The 14,860-nt window shown below is 63.4% G+C and carries 12 protein-coding genes; all 12 read right to left on the reverse strand.

Annotated elements, in window-relative coordinates:
• Positions 1–99: 99 nt before the first annotated feature.
• Complete coding sequence (gene madM, locus L6D63_RS16165; RefSeq protein WP_047297120.1) at positions 100–864, reverse strand: malonate transporter subunit MadM; 765 nt, start codon at positions 862–864, stop codon at positions 100–102.
• Between the two features lies 1 nt (position 865).
• Positions 866–1,282 carry a malonate transporter subunit MadL gene (gene madL, locus L6D63_RS16170; protein ID WP_003229065.1) on the reverse strand — a complete coding sequence of 139 codons (417 nt, stop codon included), beginning with the start codon at positions 1,280–1,282 and terminating at the stop codon, positions 866–868.
• Positions 1,283–1,348: 66 nt separating this feature from the next.
• A complete protein-coding gene (gene mdcH / locus L6D63_RS16175) occupies positions 1,349–2,269 on the reverse strand; it encodes a malonate decarboxylase subunit epsilon (RefSeq protein WP_047297121.1) in 921 nt (306 codons plus the stop codon).
• On the reverse strand, positions 2,266–2,886 hold the full coding sequence (locus tag L6D63_RS16180; RefSeq protein ID WP_047297122.1) for a malonate decarboxylase holo-ACP synthase: 621 nt from the start codon (positions 2,884–2,886) through the stop codon (positions 2,266–2,268). Before L6D63_RS16180 ends, mdcH begins: the two co-directional genes overlap by 4 nt.
• Positions 2,880–3,665: a biotin-independent malonate decarboxylase subunit gamma gene (mdcE, locus tag L6D63_RS16185; protein WP_131670615.1), complete on the reverse strand. Its 786-nt coding sequence runs from the start codon at positions 3,663–3,665 to the stop codon at positions 2,880–2,882. The genes L6D63_RS16180 and mdcE overlap by 7 nt, the downstream gene beginning before the upstream one ends.
• Entirely contained in the window at positions 3,662–4,513 is an 852-nt protein-coding gene (locus L6D63_RS16190) for a biotin-independent malonate decarboxylase subunit beta (RefSeq protein ID WP_047297124.1), read from the reverse strand. The genes mdcE and L6D63_RS16190 overlap by 4 nt, the downstream gene beginning before the upstream one ends.
• The gene (locus tag L6D63_RS16195) at positions 4,506–4,805 is read right to left on the reverse strand and encodes a malonate decarboxylase subunit delta (RefSeq protein ID WP_047297125.1); all 300 of its coding nucleotides are present in this window, start codon (positions 4,803–4,805) and stop codon (positions 4,506–4,508) included. Before L6D63_RS16195 ends, L6D63_RS16190 begins: the two co-directional genes overlap by 8 nt.
• Positions 4,805–5,677, reverse strand: a complete 873-nt coding sequence (locus L6D63_RS16200) for a triphosphoribosyl-dephospho-CoA synthase (protein WP_047297126.1) — start codon at positions 5,675–5,677, stop codon at positions 4,805–4,807. The genes L6D63_RS16195 and L6D63_RS16200 overlap by 1 nt, the downstream gene beginning before the upstream one ends.
• Positions 5,677–7,347 carry a malonate decarboxylase subunit alpha gene (mdcA, locus tag L6D63_RS16205; protein WP_131670616.1) on the reverse strand — a complete coding sequence of 557 codons (1,671 nt, stop codon included), beginning with the start codon at positions 7,345–7,347 and terminating at the stop codon, positions 5,677–5,679. Before mdcA ends, L6D63_RS16200 begins: the two co-directional genes overlap by 1 nt.
• A gap of 230 nt (positions 7,348–7,577) precedes the next feature.
• The gene (locus tag L6D63_RS16210; RefSeq protein ID WP_131670617.1) at positions 7,578–7,943 is read right to left on the reverse strand and encodes a DUF6124 family protein; all 366 of its coding nucleotides are present in this window, start codon (positions 7,941–7,943) and stop codon (positions 7,578–7,580) included.
• Positions 7,944–8,473: 530 nt separating this feature from the next.
• Positions 8,474–8,944 carry a chemotaxis protein CheW gene (locus tag L6D63_RS16215; RefSeq protein WP_027610587.1) on the reverse strand — a complete coding sequence of 157 codons (471 nt, stop codon included), beginning with the start codon at positions 8,942–8,944 and terminating at the stop codon, positions 8,474–8,476.
• Positions 8,937–14,849, reverse strand: coding sequence for an Hpt domain-containing protein (locus L6D63_RS16220; RefSeq protein ID WP_131670618.1), 5,913 nt, complete (start codon positions 14,847–14,849; stop codon positions 8,937–8,939). Before L6D63_RS16220 ends, L6D63_RS16215 begins: the two co-directional genes overlap by 8 nt.
• Positions 14,850–14,860: the final 11 nt, after the last annotated feature.

A 14,860-nucleotide genomic window follows, 5' to 3' on the forward strand; every position in this document is an offset into this window, starting at 1 on the left:
CCCTTCGCGAGCAAGCTCGCTCCCACAGGAGAATGCATTCCAAGTGTGGGAGCGAGCTTGCTCGCGAAGGCGTCAGCGCAGACAACTGAAATTCCGGATCTAGCCCACAATCCCGCGAACAATGAAGAACAACAGCGAAGGCCCCAGCAAGCACCCGAGCCCGGTGTGGAACGTCGCCGTCAACGCCCCATAAGGCACCAACCGCCGATCCGTCGCCGCCAGCCCTGCGGTCACCCCGCTCACCGTCCCGGCCAGACCACCAAACACCATCGCCGAACGCGGGTTATCCAGGCCCATCCAGCGCGCCGCGACCGGCGTGCCGACCATCACCAGAATCGCCTTGATCAACCCGGTAGCAATCGACAGCGCCATCACATCCGAAGTCGCGCCAATAGCCGCACCGGTCACTGGGCCGACGATGTAGGTCACCGCGCCCGCGCCGATGGTGGTCATGCTCACCGCATCGCGATAGCCGAAGGCCCAGGCCATGCACGCGCCGACAATGAACGGCAACACCGTACCGAGCAGCAGCGCGATCACGCCAATCAACCCGGCCTTCTTCGCCTCGGTCGCCTGCACTTCGAACGCCGTGGCGACAATCGCGAAATCCCGCAGCATCGCCCCGCCCATCAGGCCGATGCCGGAGAACAGCGTCAGGTCGGCCAGGCCTTTTTGCCCGCCAGTCAGGGTGCCGCCGACCCAGGCCAGCACCAGACCGATGACGATGGCAATCGCCGAGCCATGAATGCGCCCGAAGGTCAGGCGTTTGGAGAGAATCACCGAGACCCACATGATCACGCCGACGAAAGCGAACGCGGTGATCAGGCCGTTGTGTTCCAGACCGTTTTCAATGAGTGCCCACATGTCAGCGACCTCCTACCGGGGTACCGACCGGGGTGACTTCCACCGGTTCGTCAGGCAACGGTTCGCCTTTATGGGTGCGGCTGATCAGGGCAATCGTGCAGCCACACACCACCACCGAACCGATGGCCGCCAGCACCGCCACCGGACCGCCGTGCAGGGCGGTGACGACGTTCTGTTGCGCGGCCATCGCCACCACCACAGGAATGTACATCGCGCCCCAGAAGCCGACGCCCATCTCGCAATCCTTGGTCATGCCGCCGCGTTTCTGCATCCACAACCGCGCGCAGATCAGCAGGATCATGGCGATGCCGACCCCGCCGACGTTGGATTTGACGCCCAGCAACACGCCGAGCATGTCACCCATGATCACCCCTGCCAGCGTACAGATCGCCAACAGCGCCACACCGTAAATAATCATTGTTGTAGTCCTCAAAGTGCATCGTCGAATGTTGTTTTTGTTGTTCGAAGCCTGAGTCGCGGCGGTTTAGGGTCGGCGGTCTCCCTCCTCTCGCAACAGCGCCTGCAAGGTGTCCAGACGCGCACTGTCGAAGGCAGTGACCGTGCCCGATTCGAACACCCGGCGCGCCAGCCCGGTCAGCACCGCACCGGGCGGCAGTTCGATCTGTAAACGCACGCCGCGCTCGTAGGCGCTTTGTACGGTGCCGCGCCAGTCCACCACGCGGCACATGTTGAAAGCGAGGTCGTCGCGCAGGGCGTCAGGCTTGATCAGCGGACGCGCGCGGCTGCCACTCAGGTAGGCGATTGTCGGGCGCTTCAGTTCAACCTTGGCGAAGGCTTTGGCGAGGATTTGCGCAGGTTTTTCCAACAGCGGACAGTGCGACGGCACGCTCACCGCCAGACGTTTCGCCAGACCGGCGCCACGACTGCGCGCCAGTTCCGCCACCCCTTGCATCGCCGCGTCACTGCCGGCAATCACCACCTGGTTATCGGCGTTGATGTTGGCCAGGTACACCGGCGACTCCGCGCTGTGCACCTGCGCCAGCAGCGTTTCGACGGTGGATAACTGCAGACCGATAATCGCGGCCATGCCGTAGCCCTGTGGATAAGCCTGCTGCATCAACTCGCCACGCAGGCTGACCAGATGCAACGCATCGCTGAAGCTCAGCGACCCGGCGACCACCGCTGCCGGGTACGCACCGATGGACAGGCCGGCGACGTAATCCGCCGTGAGTCCGTCCTGCAGCAACTGCCGCGAGGCGGCGACCCCGGCGATCAACAGGCACAGCTGAACCGCCCGGGTGCTGCGCAGCGCATCGGCCGAATCGAGCAGCGAGACATCCTCACCGAGCACGTCGCTGGCCTCAATCAAGGTTGCCCGAGGCAAACGCTGGAGCATGCCCGGTTGCTGCGCGCCCTGGCCGGGGAACACCAACAGGCTGCTCACGCTGCCTGCTCCTGCGGGTTCCACGGGTCAGTGACCAGACAGGCCTGATGCTGAGTTTTCAGCAGCACCCGGGCCGAACCGCTGGCCCATTCGCGCAGCGCCACAGCACCAAACGGCGTCTGCAATTGCATATCCACCCGGCATACAGCCTGATCGAAACCCGCGACCAGTTTGCGTGCCTGATTACGGGTGATCAGCTGCGGGGTACGCAGAATCAGATCGAGGTCACTGGCCGCGTGCATCGCGGTAAAACCACTGGCCAACTCAAATCCGACACTGCCGCTGACACCCCAGACCCAACCACAATCATCGAGCATCGGCCGCAGTTGTTTGAGTGCCTGCATCACTGACAGATCGTGCTCGCAATCGACATGACAAAGCGCCTCCGGACTGATCCGACGCACGATTGCATCAAGACTCATGAACGCCGCCAGGCGCTGCTCACGCAACACACCGCGAATACCCACCGCGACCCAACCTTCTGCACTCACCGCGCGCCGCACCACCACCGGTTGCCCGGCAGCCAGCGACTCGATCGCCCACTGCGGCGCATCCGCTGGCAACTGCGCAGGAGTCATGCCCCACAGCAGGTCGTGGGCCAATGGCAAGTTCACCACTGTGCCCTCAGCAGTTCACGCACGCGGCTGGAGGCCTCACGGTTTTTCGCACCGAGACGTTTGCTCAAGTCATTGCCGGAGATATCGTCGATGGCCTGTTTCAGGCACTCGGTGACCCGCGTCAGATCCTCCGTCGTCGGCTGCTCGATCTGCTGCACCGAGAGGGTTTCCCAGAGCAATCCGAGGCTGGCGTAGCTGTCGATGTCGTAGGCCATCGGCGGCACGCTGGCGGCCAGCGCTTTCAGTTCCTCGACACTGCGCAATGTCACCCGCGCCGCCGAAGCCTTGCCCATCGCATGCACCATCACCCCGGGATCGCGCAGGGCAATCAAGCGGTTGGCCTGATAACCGTGGGCCAGAAACGCCCCGGACATCGCCTTGCCCACCAGCAGCGCAATCACCGGATGCCCGGCCAGACGGGCGCGGGCATAACTGTCCGCCGCACCGGCCAGGGCCTGATGAATGCCGAGGGCTTCTTCGCGACGACCGTAAGCCTGGCTCGGTACATCGACGATGGCGATGATCGGGCGTTTCCGTGTGTTGTCGCGATCTGCCGTGATTGCGTCATCCACCGCCTTGGCCAGGCCCCAGCCTTCGAGCAAACCGACTTCGCCGTTGCGAGCCCGTGGAAAACGGTTGTCGGGGTCAGCAACCACAGCAATAAAGCGTCCGAGTTCGCCATCGGCCACCTTCAACGACGGCGGCAAACCTTCCACCGCTTTCGCACCCGCGCTCAATGCGTTGAACCAGTTCAAACCGCGCATCGAATAACCACTCATGAGCGCTCTCCTTGATACAGATCGCGAACCACCGCAGGCTCGATTTGCTTATCGGTGTCCAGGCTCGCCAGACGTTGCAGAAACCAATCGGAGCGCTGACTGCGCGGCCGGGTTGGCAAACCCTGTTGCAGCAACGCACCGACCTGCTGGCGAATCTGTGCCACATCATCGGCGACGTAACGATCCACCAAGCCGCTGGCGAAACGCTGCTCGCCACCGGTCAGGCTCCAGATGAAGGGCCGGTCGCGGGAGTCGTACTCTTCGATCCCGGCTTCCTGTTCGATCACTTGCGGGCCGTTGAGACCGAGGCGCGCTTCCTGAGTCACCAGCAAATAGCTGCACAACGCAGCGGCAATCGACATGCCGCCGAAACAACCGACACTGCCCGCGACCACGCCGACCACCGGTTGGTACTGCTGCAAATCGACAATCGCCGCATGAATATCGGCAATCGCCGCCAACCCGAGATTGGCTTCCTGCAAGCGCACGCCACCGGTTTCCAGCAGCAACACGGCGCGCGTCGGGATGCCTTTGCGGTTGTCTTCGGCGGCCAGTTCCAGCGCGCCGGCAATCTTCGCGCCGCCGACTTCGCCGAGGCTGCCACCCTGGAACGCGCCTTCAATCGCGGCGATCACCAGCGGCAGGCCATCGAGGCTGCCTTTGGCAATCACCACGCCGTCATCGGCTTGCGGTACCACGCCCTGGCGCTCGAGCCACGGCGACATGACCCGTTGAAACGGGTCGAGCAATTCGCGGAAAGTCCCGGCGTCGAGCAAGGCCTTCGCCCGTTGCCGCGCACCGAGTTCGACGAAGCTGTGCTTATGCAACAGCGCTGCGCTGTCAGTCATGGCCGATCTCCTCGAAACCTTGTTCCAGACGCAGCCGCACCACACCCGGCGTGGCGCCGAAATCGTGGATATCGATGGCCATCGCCGGTGGCGTGGTGCCGTCGAACATCCGCGCAAACAGATGCTGCCAACGCTGCTGCGCACCGTTGACCGAGGTCTGCACATTGATCGTCAGCTTGCCGGCCAGCCCCGGTTCGATCAGCACTTCCAGATCGCCGGAGCCGACACAACCGACCAGCGCGCGCCCGCGTGGCGGCTGCCCGGCGGGAAATTCAAAGGATAAGATTTCCATCAAAACGCTCCCTGAAGGATACCGTCGCGCTCGATTCGGTCGAGCAGCAGCGTGGCGGCGAGCAAGTCGGCGGCGCCACCGGGCGAGGCATTCAATGCGATGAGTTGTTGATCCAGTGCGTGCAGGCGCCGACGCCCGTTGAGGCTGGCGCTACCACCGGCGTCGAGCACTGCTTGCGCGCCGTGTTGCATGGTCTGCAGGCCTTGTTCACCGGCGCGGTAGAGCACGCAGGTGTCGGCCAGATCGGTCATGATCGCCAGCAGCGCATCGAGCCGGGCATTCTGTTCGCCGTGGCCGTTGGCGCGGCTGCGTTTGAGTTGCGGCAAGCCGCGTTGCAGCACGGACGGAAAGCCGAGTTGCGCTTCCTCCCGAGCGCCGCGTGCGCCGTAACGCAGGGCGACCTGAGCGCCGTGGCTCAAGGGTTTTGGTGCGTAGCGATCATCCAGCAAGGCCAGACGTGCGGCGCGAACAGAGACGGCGTTGGCACTTGAAGATTTCGGTTCCAGCGCAGCGGCGGTCACCAGTAAACCCAGTGCCCAAATGGCGCCGCGATGAGTATTCACCCCGTTGGTGGTCGCAAGCATGGCTTGCTCGCCTTCGCGACCGATGCGACCAATCGCTTCGCGCAACGCTGTATCGACTGCGCCGATATCAACTGCGGCCTCGGCCATTTCCTTGAACGCCGGCCACAATGACAATGCCGAAGCGTGCATCAGGCCCAAGTGCAGATCGGTGTGCGCGCCATTGCCACGCCGGTCGACCAGCGCCGGTTTCGGTGACAGATCGGCTTCGTCGATCAGCGCATCCACCGCCAGATCCGCCAGGCGCTCGCTCAGGCTCAGGGGTTTCGCTTGCAGGTTGAGTGCGTGCATTACCAGCTCCTGAACTTGGCGGGCGGGTTGTACAGGCCGCCGGACCACTCGACCAGATCGGCCACACTCTTCGCTGCCAGCAGTTCGCGGGTGGCGTCGGTGCGGCGGATGCCGAGGTCTTCGGGCAAGGCGATCAGGCCTTCGCGGCGCATACGTTCAGTGTCTTTCGGGTTGTGGCGTAGGCCGATGGCGGTGACGCCGGCAACCGCTGCGATCATCGCCTGGCGCTCTTCCAGCGAGCGCGCCTTGTACAAGTAGGCGATGCCTTCTTCGGTGAGCAGGTGGGTGACGTCGTCGCCGTAGATCATGATCGGCGCCAGCGGCATGCCGCTTTTCTTCGCCACGTCCACTGCGTCGAGGGTTTCGACGAAGGTCGGTTTACCGCCCTCCTGGAAGGTCTCGACCATTTGCACCACGAGTTTCTTGCCGCGTTCGAGCATCGGTTGCGGCGCGTCGTCGTGGCGCATGTCGAGCCACGCCGGGGTGCCGTGACGCCGACCGCGCGGGTCGTGGCCCATGTTCGGCGCACCGCCGAAACCGGCGAGGCGGCCACGGGTCACGGTCGAGGAATGCCCGTCGCCATCGACCTGCAGCGTCGCGCCGATAAACAGATCCACCGCGTACTGCCCGGCGAGTTGGCAGAACATCCGGTTGGAACGCAGCGAGCCGTCGCGGCCGGTGAAGAACACGTCCGGGCGCGCGGCGATGTAGTTCTCCATGCCCAGTTCAGTGCCGAAGCAATGCACGCTTTCGACCCAGCCGCTTTCGATAGCCGGGATCAGCGTCGGGTGCGGGTTGAGGGTCCAGTTGCGGCAGATCTTGCCCTTGAGGCCGAGGGATTCGCCGTAGGTCGGCAGGATCAATTCGATGGCAGCGGTGTTGAAACCGATGCCGTGGTTGAGCGACTGCACGTTGTGTTTTTCGTAGATCCCGCGGATCGCCATCATCGCCATCAACACGTGCACCGGTTTGATGTGCCGTGGGTCGCGGGTGAACAGCGGTTCGATGTAGAACGGCTTGTCCGCCACCACCACGAAATCAACCCATGAGGCGGGGATATCCACGCGCGGCAGTTCGCTGACGTCATCCACCAACTGGTTGACCTGAACGATGACGATGCCATCGCTGAACGCCGCCGGTTCGATCAGTGCCGGGGTGTCTTCGGTGCTGGGGCCGGTGTAGATGTTGCCGGCGCGGTCGGCCATGAACCCGGCCGAGAGCACGACGTTGGGGATCAGGTCCACCACCAGCCGCGCGTAGAGTTCGATGTAGGTGTGAATCGCGCCGACTTCCAGCAGGCCGTCTTCGAGCAACTGGCTGATGCGCAGGCTCTGGGTGCCGGCGAAGGAGAAATCGAGCTTGCGGGCGATGCCGCGTTCGAACAGATCCAGATGCTCGGAGCGACCGACGCTGGGCATGATCATGTGCAGATCATGCAGCTTTTCCGGATCGGCTTTGGCCAGCGAACGGGAAAGGAAATCCGCCTGTTTCTGGTTGTTGCCCTCCAACACCACACGGTCGCCGGGATGGATCAACGCTTCGAGTGCGGCGACGATCTTGTCGCTTGGCAGTACCACACCGTCGGCCAGGCCGCGCACCTTGTCGAGACGCCGCTGCTTCTCGTCACGCCGCCGCGTCCAGCGCGAGTCGGGGGAAATTGTTGTTGTCATGCTCACTCCACGGGGTTCGCTGTCGTGGAGCTACGTTAGGCGTGTGGGGTGGGGGCATCAATCAAGCGCGGTGGTGAATCATTACGCTGAGCGTAACGTTCACTGGCCTCATCGCTGGCAAGCCAGCTCCCACAGGTTTTTGGGTAATTATCAGAATCCGAAAACAACTCGGACACTGTGGGAGCTGGCTTGCCAGCGATAGGGCCGGTCAACACACCGCAACGACTGGATCAGTCTGCGGGCACCCACTTGTCCAACACCCGATTCACCGCCATCTCCGCCACCATCACCACCTGAGCGATGCCTTGCAGGGTCTTGCGGTGCGTGCCTTGCACCAGCGCCGCATGGTTGTTGAGCATGACCGTGGCCGAGCCGAGGGATTCACTGGCGTCGGCCAGCAGGGATTCGCTGTCGGCGTCGGGGTTGGCCATGTACAGCGTGTTGGGGGTGTAGGGTGTGGCCATGAGGTCGGGTTTTGGCGGGCCGAGGTAATGGTCGAGGGCGCGTTCGGCGGCTTCGTGGAATTTCTTTGATTCGGGGGCTTCGTAGGGGGATGCCGTGTCTGTTAGCGGCGGGTTTGGTGTTGGTTTAATCATTCTCAGGTTCCGAAATAAAGCTGGAACCGCTTCTCTGCTAAAAGAAGGGGTGGCAGCTGAACGCAGGTTAGCAGACCGGGGAACCTAAGGAAGCCGGCGCGCCGAAGCGCCCTGCGCACAGCCGCCATCGAATGCAGGCACTGAGCCTGACGATGATGTATGTGCACCCTTAGATTAACCACGGGCTGCTAAACCCGATCACTGGGAATCAGTGACGCAATCAAGTTACGCAGGCTGCCGAGGGCGCACAAGCCGGCGGATTCTGGTGCATGCGTAGGCAGTGGCGCAAGGATTTGTAGGCTGGTGAGGCGTAACACTGAGTGTCTTTAAACAGCTGTGCCAGAAGGTGTTTATTGCACTGCAGAAATTGAAGATTTGCCTGTAAGAATTTGCTGATTCAACTGGCCCCATCGCTGGCAAGCCAGCTCCCACAGGGTTTTGTGTGATTCACAAAATCCGAATACGACTCGGACATTGTGGGAGCTGGCTTGCCAGCGATGAGGCCAGTCAAAGCACCACAAAACTCTAACTCAGTGAACCAGCCCAGCCTCCACCAACAACTGCTCCAACCCCAACAAATCCGGCACCTTGGCCACCTGTTCCCCGACCTGCACCGCCGCCTGCTCCAGCGCACACAACGGCACATCGACATAACTCAACTGGCTGTCGAGCTTGTATGAACGCGGGATCCCCTGCACCAGCAGCGCGATGAATTTCAGCTGCGGCAACCCACCAAGGGCATTGAGGATGACGATCCGCGCGCGTTCGCCGATGACGATTTTCTGCCCGCACGCCGACTCGAAACTCAGCAGCGGAATCTGCCGTTCACGCCAGCTCACCCGCCCCAGGTACCACGGCGGCGTGTCCAGGTCGAAGGCGCTGGCCTGATAGTCGATGAGCTCGGCGACGGCGACGTTGGGCAGGATCAGGTTGCGGTCGGCCAGCGGCAGCAGCAGGCCGGTGAGTTGGCTGGTGCGCGCGTTGTGGCGGCGCTCATGCATGTTTCTTGCTCCAGTGGGCAATGCTTTCGAGCAGCACCGATTCCTGATACGGCTTGCCAAGGTAGTCGTTGACGCCGATGGCCATCGCACGGTCGCGGTGTTTCTGCCCGGTGCGCGAGGTGATCATGATGATCGGCAGGTGCTGCAGACGTTCGTCGTGGCGCACCTGGGTGGCGACTTCGAAGCCGTCCATGCGCGGCATTTCAATGTCGAGCAGCATCAGGTCGGGCATGTGTTCTTCCAGCAGCAGCATGGCATCGACGCCGTCCTTGGCGGTCAGCACGTTCATGCCGTGGCGTTCGAGCAAACGGCTGGTGACCTTGCGCACGGTGACCGAGTCGTCGACCACCAGCACCAGCAGGGGTTTCTGCGGTTCGCTGTCGATGTCCGCCTGCGCCGGATGCTGGGCGATCCGCGCCTGCATCGCGCGGATCGGTGCGAGCAAATCAAGAATCAGCACCACCCGGCCATCGCCGAGAATCGTCGCCCCGGACACCCCTTGCACCGCCGCGAACTGCGGGCCGAGGCTCTTGACCACAATCTCGCGCGTGCCGGCCATCGCGTCGACCTGCACCGCGATGTGCCGGTCATTGCACTGCACCAGCAGCACCGGCAATGGCAGGCTCTGGCCGAGCAGTTTGGGGCGTGGCGCGGTTTTCAGCAGCTCGCCCAGATAGCACAACTCGTAACGCTGGCCGGCGTAGTGGTAGCTCGGCGGATCGTTGCGGTAGTGCGCTTCCAGATCATTCGGCAACACCCGGACGATGCCTTCGATGGTGTTCAGCGGAATCGCATATTGATCCTCACCACACTGCACCATCAGCGCGCGGTTGACCGACACGGTGAACGGCAGACGGATGCGGAAATGCACGCCCTGCCCCGGCACCGAGTCGATGCTCATGGTGCCGCCGAGCTGCCGGACTTCCTCATGAACCACGTCCATGCCGACGCCGCGCCCGGAAATCTGGGTGATCTTTTCCGCGGTGGAAAAGCCCGGCTGCAGGATGAACTGCAGCACGTCGCGGTCGCTGATCTCGGCGTCCGGTGCGAGCAGGCCACGCTTGATCGCCTTGCGCCGCACCGCGTCCAGCGGCACCCCGGCGCCGTCGTCACGGATATCGAAAACGATGTCGCCGCCCTCGCGGGACAAGTCCAGGCTGATTGTGCCCTGCGCCGGTTTGCCCGCCGCCAGCCGCACTTCGGCTGACTCCAGGCCATGGTCGACGGCGTTGCGCAGCATGTGTTCCAGCGGCGCCGCCATGCGCTCCAGCACGTTGCGGTCCATCTCGCCTTCGGCGTTGTCGATGATGAAGGCGACGTCCTTGTTCAGCTCTTCGGCGACCTGCCGCACGATACGTTTCAGGCGCGGCAGCATCCGTTCGAACGGCACCATGCGCGTGCGCATCAGGCCTTCCTGCAATTCGGTATTGATCCGCCCCTGCTGCTGCAACAGGTTCTCGGCGTCGTGATTACGGCGCTCAAGGGTTTCCTTGAGGTCAAGCAGGTCGGAAGCGGATTCGAACAGCGCCCGCGACAGTTGCTGCAACTGCGAGTGACGATCCATTTCCAGCGGGTCGAATTCTTCGTAACCGAGGCGTTCAGCATCGACTTGCTGGCGGCTGAGAATCCGTCCCTGGGTTTCGGTATCGAGCCGGCGCAATTGATCGCGCATGCGCTCGATGGTGGTTTCCATCTCGTTCAGCGCGGTTTGCGCATCGCTGACCTGCTGCTCGATACGCCCACGAAAAATCGAAGTTTCGCCGGCCAGATTGACCAGTTCATCAAGCAGTTCGGCGGAGACCTTGACCATGTCCGCGCCAGCATCGGCGGCGGGTGCGGCAGGTTCGGTCTTGGCCGGAATCGGCAGCAACGGCGGCGTGTCGGGGGTCGCCGGATGGCTGAAATTCTGGATCGCGTTGATCAGCCGATCCGCCGGCGGGCATGGCTGCCCGGCGCGTACGCCGTCGAGCATCTGCGCCAGGCGGTCATGCCCGCGCTGCACCAGCGCGAACAGTTCGGCAGATGGCTGCAGCACGCCGGTGGCGAGACTTTCGTAAAGGAATTCGAGCTCATGGGCGAGGTCGCCGATCGGGCCGATCTCGACCATCCGCGCGCCGCCCTTGAGGGTGTGCAGATCGCGCAGCAGGGTTTCCACTTCCTGCCGATTGCTTGGCTCGGCCTGCCAGCGCAGCAGCGCCGCGCCGGAGCTTTCGATGATGTCGAAACCTTCTTCGAGGAAGATGTCCAGCAGCTCCGGATCATGCGCCGCGCTGTCGGAATCAGCCGTCGGTGGCGCCGCTTCGGCAGTGCCGGCGGCACCCTGGCGGAACTGGCGGAGCGTCTCGATCAGATCCTGCGCCGGGCGCAATGGTTGATGCGCCTGCAACTGCTCCAGCAACAAGGCCAGGCGGTCATGGCCCTTGTGCAGCAAGCGGCCCAGCGCTTCGCTGTGACTGTAGCGACGATCCACCAGCCCTTCATAAAGGCCTTCCAGCTCATGGGCCAGATCGCCAATGGCATCGACCTCGGCCATCCGCGCACCGCCCTTGAGCGTGTGCAGATCGCGCTGCAACGACGACAGCGGTGCAGCGTTGTCCGGGTCGCTCAACCAGCGTTGCAAGGCTTGCCCGGCGCTGTCGAGAATGTCCACCGCTTCTTCGAGGAAGATCTCGACGATCTCGTCGTCCGGCGCCGTCTCGGTATTGGTGCGGGACAGTTCGGCGGTGGCGGCACCCAGTTCGCTGATGTTCAAGGTGCGGCTGCCATCGCTGCGGATCAGCCCCATCGCTGACGGGTCGAGGCTTTCATCGAGCAGCTCGTGCAAGGCACGAATGCGCTGCGGCTGCGGGGTAATTTCCTGGCCGGCAGCCAGTTCGTCGAGCATGTTGATCAGCGCTTCATGGGCGTTCTGCGCTTCGTGGAAAAACCTGTCGCTGACCGCCAGGCTGCTTTCTTCGACCGCGCCGTAGAGGTCGAGCAAGGCTTCGCACAACACATCCACCGGCAGCAGATCGGCGAGGTGCGCGCCTTCGCCCAAAGTGCTCAGCTCATCCAGCAGCGCGCTGAGTTCCTGGCGCTCGCCGGGGTGTTGCTGCCAGCGTTGCAACAGGCTTTCGGCGTCAAGCAGGATGTCCATGCCCTGGGCGAGGAAGTTGTTGATCAGTTGCGGATCGCGCTTGATTCGCAGGCCGGTATTGGGCGCGCTGAGGATCGCTTCCAGACGTTCGGCAAGCAGCGTTTCGGTGCGTTTGATCAGCGACTGCGCACCGACAATCGGCGCCAGCGGATCGTGCTTGAGCTGGCGCAAACCAACGCGGAACAGGCCTTCGGCTTCGAGGAGCAATTCCACTTCATCCAGATCCAGAGGCAACTGATGCGCCTTGAACTCCCGCGCCAGCTTATCCAGCGGCGCGGCCAGTTCGGCAATCGGCAACACGCCGGCCATCGACGCACTGCCCTTGAGCGTGTGCAAGGCGCGCTGCAATTCGTCGCTGGCCGGCAGCGGCACATGCTCGGCAGCCTGATCGAGGAAGCGGTTGAGGCTGGCGAGGTGGGTTTCAGCCTCGTTGCGAAAGATCTCCAGCAACAGCGGATCGAGGGCCGCCACATCGTCGACGTCTTCGGCCGCCAGCGGCTCGACACCTTTGGCCAGCGCATGCGCGCGGGCCGCCAGTTGATCGACATCGCTGCGCTGCCGCTGGCGCTGAGTGGCGAATTCGCTGATCAGTTCCGGCAGCAACAACACCGTGTCCGTGAGCAACTGCTGCACCTGCGCGCCGGGCTCGACGCTGTGTTCCAGCACGCGGTTGAGCAGGTTTTCCACGGCCCAGGCCAGCTCGCCAAGGATCAGCGCACGAACCATGCGCCCGCTGCCCTTCAAGGTGTGAAAAGCGCGGCGCAGCTCGGTCAGGGCGGCGCGGTCGTGGGTGTCAGCCGTCCAGCGCGGCAGGTATTCGTGCAGGACTTCGAGCACCTCGTCGGTCTCTTCGAGGAACACTTCGCGCAGTTCATCGTCCACCGGTGCTTCATCGAGCGGCGGCGGCATCAGGCTGCCGGGGGTGATCAAGGCCGGCGGGTTGACTGCCGATACCGGACTGGCCAGCACCTCGGCCAGCGACTGCACGGTCTGCGGATCGTCCAGCGCCTGCAGGTCCTGCATCACCAGCGCTTCGCTGGGGCTGAGGACATCGTCGAGCAACGGCACGTGAGGTTCGCCGGGAGGCTCGTCAGGAAAGAAACCGAGGCTGGCGAGGCTCTTTTGTGCAACATCCAAAAGTTGTTCATTCGGCGCTTGCGGGTCGTCGCTCAGGCGTTCGAGGTAATACTCGAGGCTGGTGATGACGTCGGCGAGGTGATCCAGTTGCTGCCAGCCCGGCTCATGCGGATCGAGCAGCAGGTGTTCGCGAATGAAGCTGTTGCAGGCCTCGACCAGACTCGCCGCGCGGCTCAGCGGAATCATCGCGAGCGCGCCGCGCACCTGGGTCAGCAACTCCGGCAGCGGTTGCAGTTGCTGGCGATCCCAGTCGGCGTCGATGTAATCGACGATCATGTCCTTGGCCTGTTGCAGGCAGATGCGCGCTTCCTTGATCACGATCTGATGGATCTGTGTCAGGTCGGTGGTCGGCAGGCGCGCGTCTTCGGGACTTTCCGGCTCTACGGTGCCGACCATGCCGGCGAGGTTGGCTTCGACGTAGAGCAGCGCGCCAGCCACGTCCATCAGGGTCGCGTCATTCGGCTCGCGCTGGCCCTGAGCCAGGCTGAGGACCACCGCCAGTTGATCGATGATGACTTTGCGCGGCTGGCCAAAACCGAGCACCGCGAGGGTGTCGGCGATCTGCCGCAGCGGCGCCAGCAGGCTCTCCAGATCAGCGGTGTGCTGACGGTCGCTGCGCACGAACAGGTCGAGGCGCTCCTTGACCCGCACCAGCTCTTCGCACAGCGCCGCCAGCACCGAGCGCATCGCATCGCGGTCGGGGCCGGCCAGGCGCGCGCGTTCTTCGTCGACCATCGCGCTGTCGGGCAACGCGTCGTCCAGGGAGTAGCGATCTTTCATGGTCAGCATCTGCCCGGTGGGATGTTCGGCTTTGGCAATATAGAACAGCAGGCTTTTCAGCAGCTCCGGCGGAGGCGGCTGATTGAGGCCGCGCGGGCCTTGTTCGAGCAGGCGCTTGAGTTCCTTGTCGGCGTCCTTGAACAGGCTGCGCAAGGCCGGGCTGTTGGCGATGGCGCCTTCGCGCATGCCTTCGACCAGCGCTGAAGCGACCTGCCACAACGGGCTCAACGGCGCATTGGCGCTCAGCGCTTCGAGGCGCTGGAAGACTTTCGCCAGGTAGTCGAGGTGCGTCTGGTCATCCTGCTCGCGCAGCAACCCGACCAGCGCCATTTGCAACATCTGGCGCAACTTGCGCAGTACGTTGGGCCACTCGGCCGGCTCCAGCGCGGCCAAGGCTTCCTCGCTCAACGGCGGCAAGTCCGGCAGTGGCGGGCTGAACAGGCTGGTTTCCGAGAGCAGGCTTTCACCGCGCGCACTGCGCAGATCGTTGATCAGCGGCAGCACCACCAACGGCAAGTCGCGGCGGGCGCTCTGCACCCGATCGAGGTAAATCGGCAATTGCCCGAGGGCTTGCAGCAACAAGTGCAGGGCTTCGTCGCGGTGGCTGACGCGCCCTTGCTGCAGGGCGTCCACCAGATGCTCCATCTCTTCGGCCAGCAATGCCGCGCCGTAGAACTCGACCATCTGCAAACTGCCATGCACTTGATGAATAAACGCCAGGCACTCGTCCAGGCCCGGCGCGGCCTGCGGGTCATCGAGCACGGATTCAATCGCCTGATGCGCCTGCTTCAGCGTTTCGGCAATTTCACCCTTGACCCATTCGAGGGCCACATAGTCGTGCCGGTCACCCATAACCACTCCAC

It is taken from the genome of Pseudomonas parakoreensis (assembly GCF_021602155.1).
Taxonomy (GTDB): Bacteria; Pseudomonadota; Gammaproteobacteria; order Pseudomonadales; family Pseudomonadaceae; genus Aquipseudomonas; species Aquipseudomonas parakoreensis.

What these genes read in the sequence shown, in the direction of transcription:
- madM (WP_047297120.1), bottom strand. Translation starts at nt 864, where the DNA reads ATGTGGGCACTCATTGAAAACGGTCTGGAACACAACGGCCTGATCACC.
- madL (WP_003229065.1), bottom strand. Translation starts at nt 1,282, where the DNA reads ATGATTATTTACGGTGTGGCGCTGTTGGCGATCTGTACGCTGGCAGGG.
- mdcE (WP_131670615.1), bottom strand. Translation starts at nt 3,665, where the DNA reads ATGAGTGGTTATTCGATGCGCGGTTTGAACTGGTTCAACGCATTGAGC.
- L6D63_RS16190 (WP_047297124.1), bottom strand. Translation starts at nt 4,513, where the DNA reads ATGACTGACAGCGCAGCGCTGTTGCATAAGCACAGCTTCGTCGAACTC.
- L6D63_RS16195 (WP_047297125.1), bottom strand. Translation starts at nt 4,805, where the DNA reads ATGGAAATCTTATCCTTTGAATTTCCCGCCGGGCAGCCGCCACGCGGG.
- L6D63_RS16200 (WP_047297126.1), bottom strand. Translation starts at nt 5,677, where the DNA reads ATGCACGCACTCAACCTGCAAGCGAAACCCCTGAGCCTGAGCGAGCGC.
- mdcA (WP_131670616.1), bottom strand. Translation starts at nt 7,347, where the DNA reads ATGACAACAACAATTTCCCCCGACTCGCGCTGGACGCGGCGGCGTGAC.
- L6D63_RS16210 (WP_131670617.1), bottom strand. Translation starts at nt 7,943, where the DNA reads ATGATTAAACCAACACCAAACCCGCCGCTAACAGACACGGCATCCCCC.
- L6D63_RS16215 (WP_027610587.1), bottom strand. Translation starts at nt 8,944, where the DNA reads ATGCATGAGCGCCGCCACAACGCGCGCACCAGCCAACTCACCGGCCTG.
- L6D63_RS16220 (WP_131670618.1), bottom strand. Translation starts at nt 14,849, where the DNA reads ATGGGTGACCGGCACGACTATGTGGCCCTCGAATGGGTCAAGGGTGAA.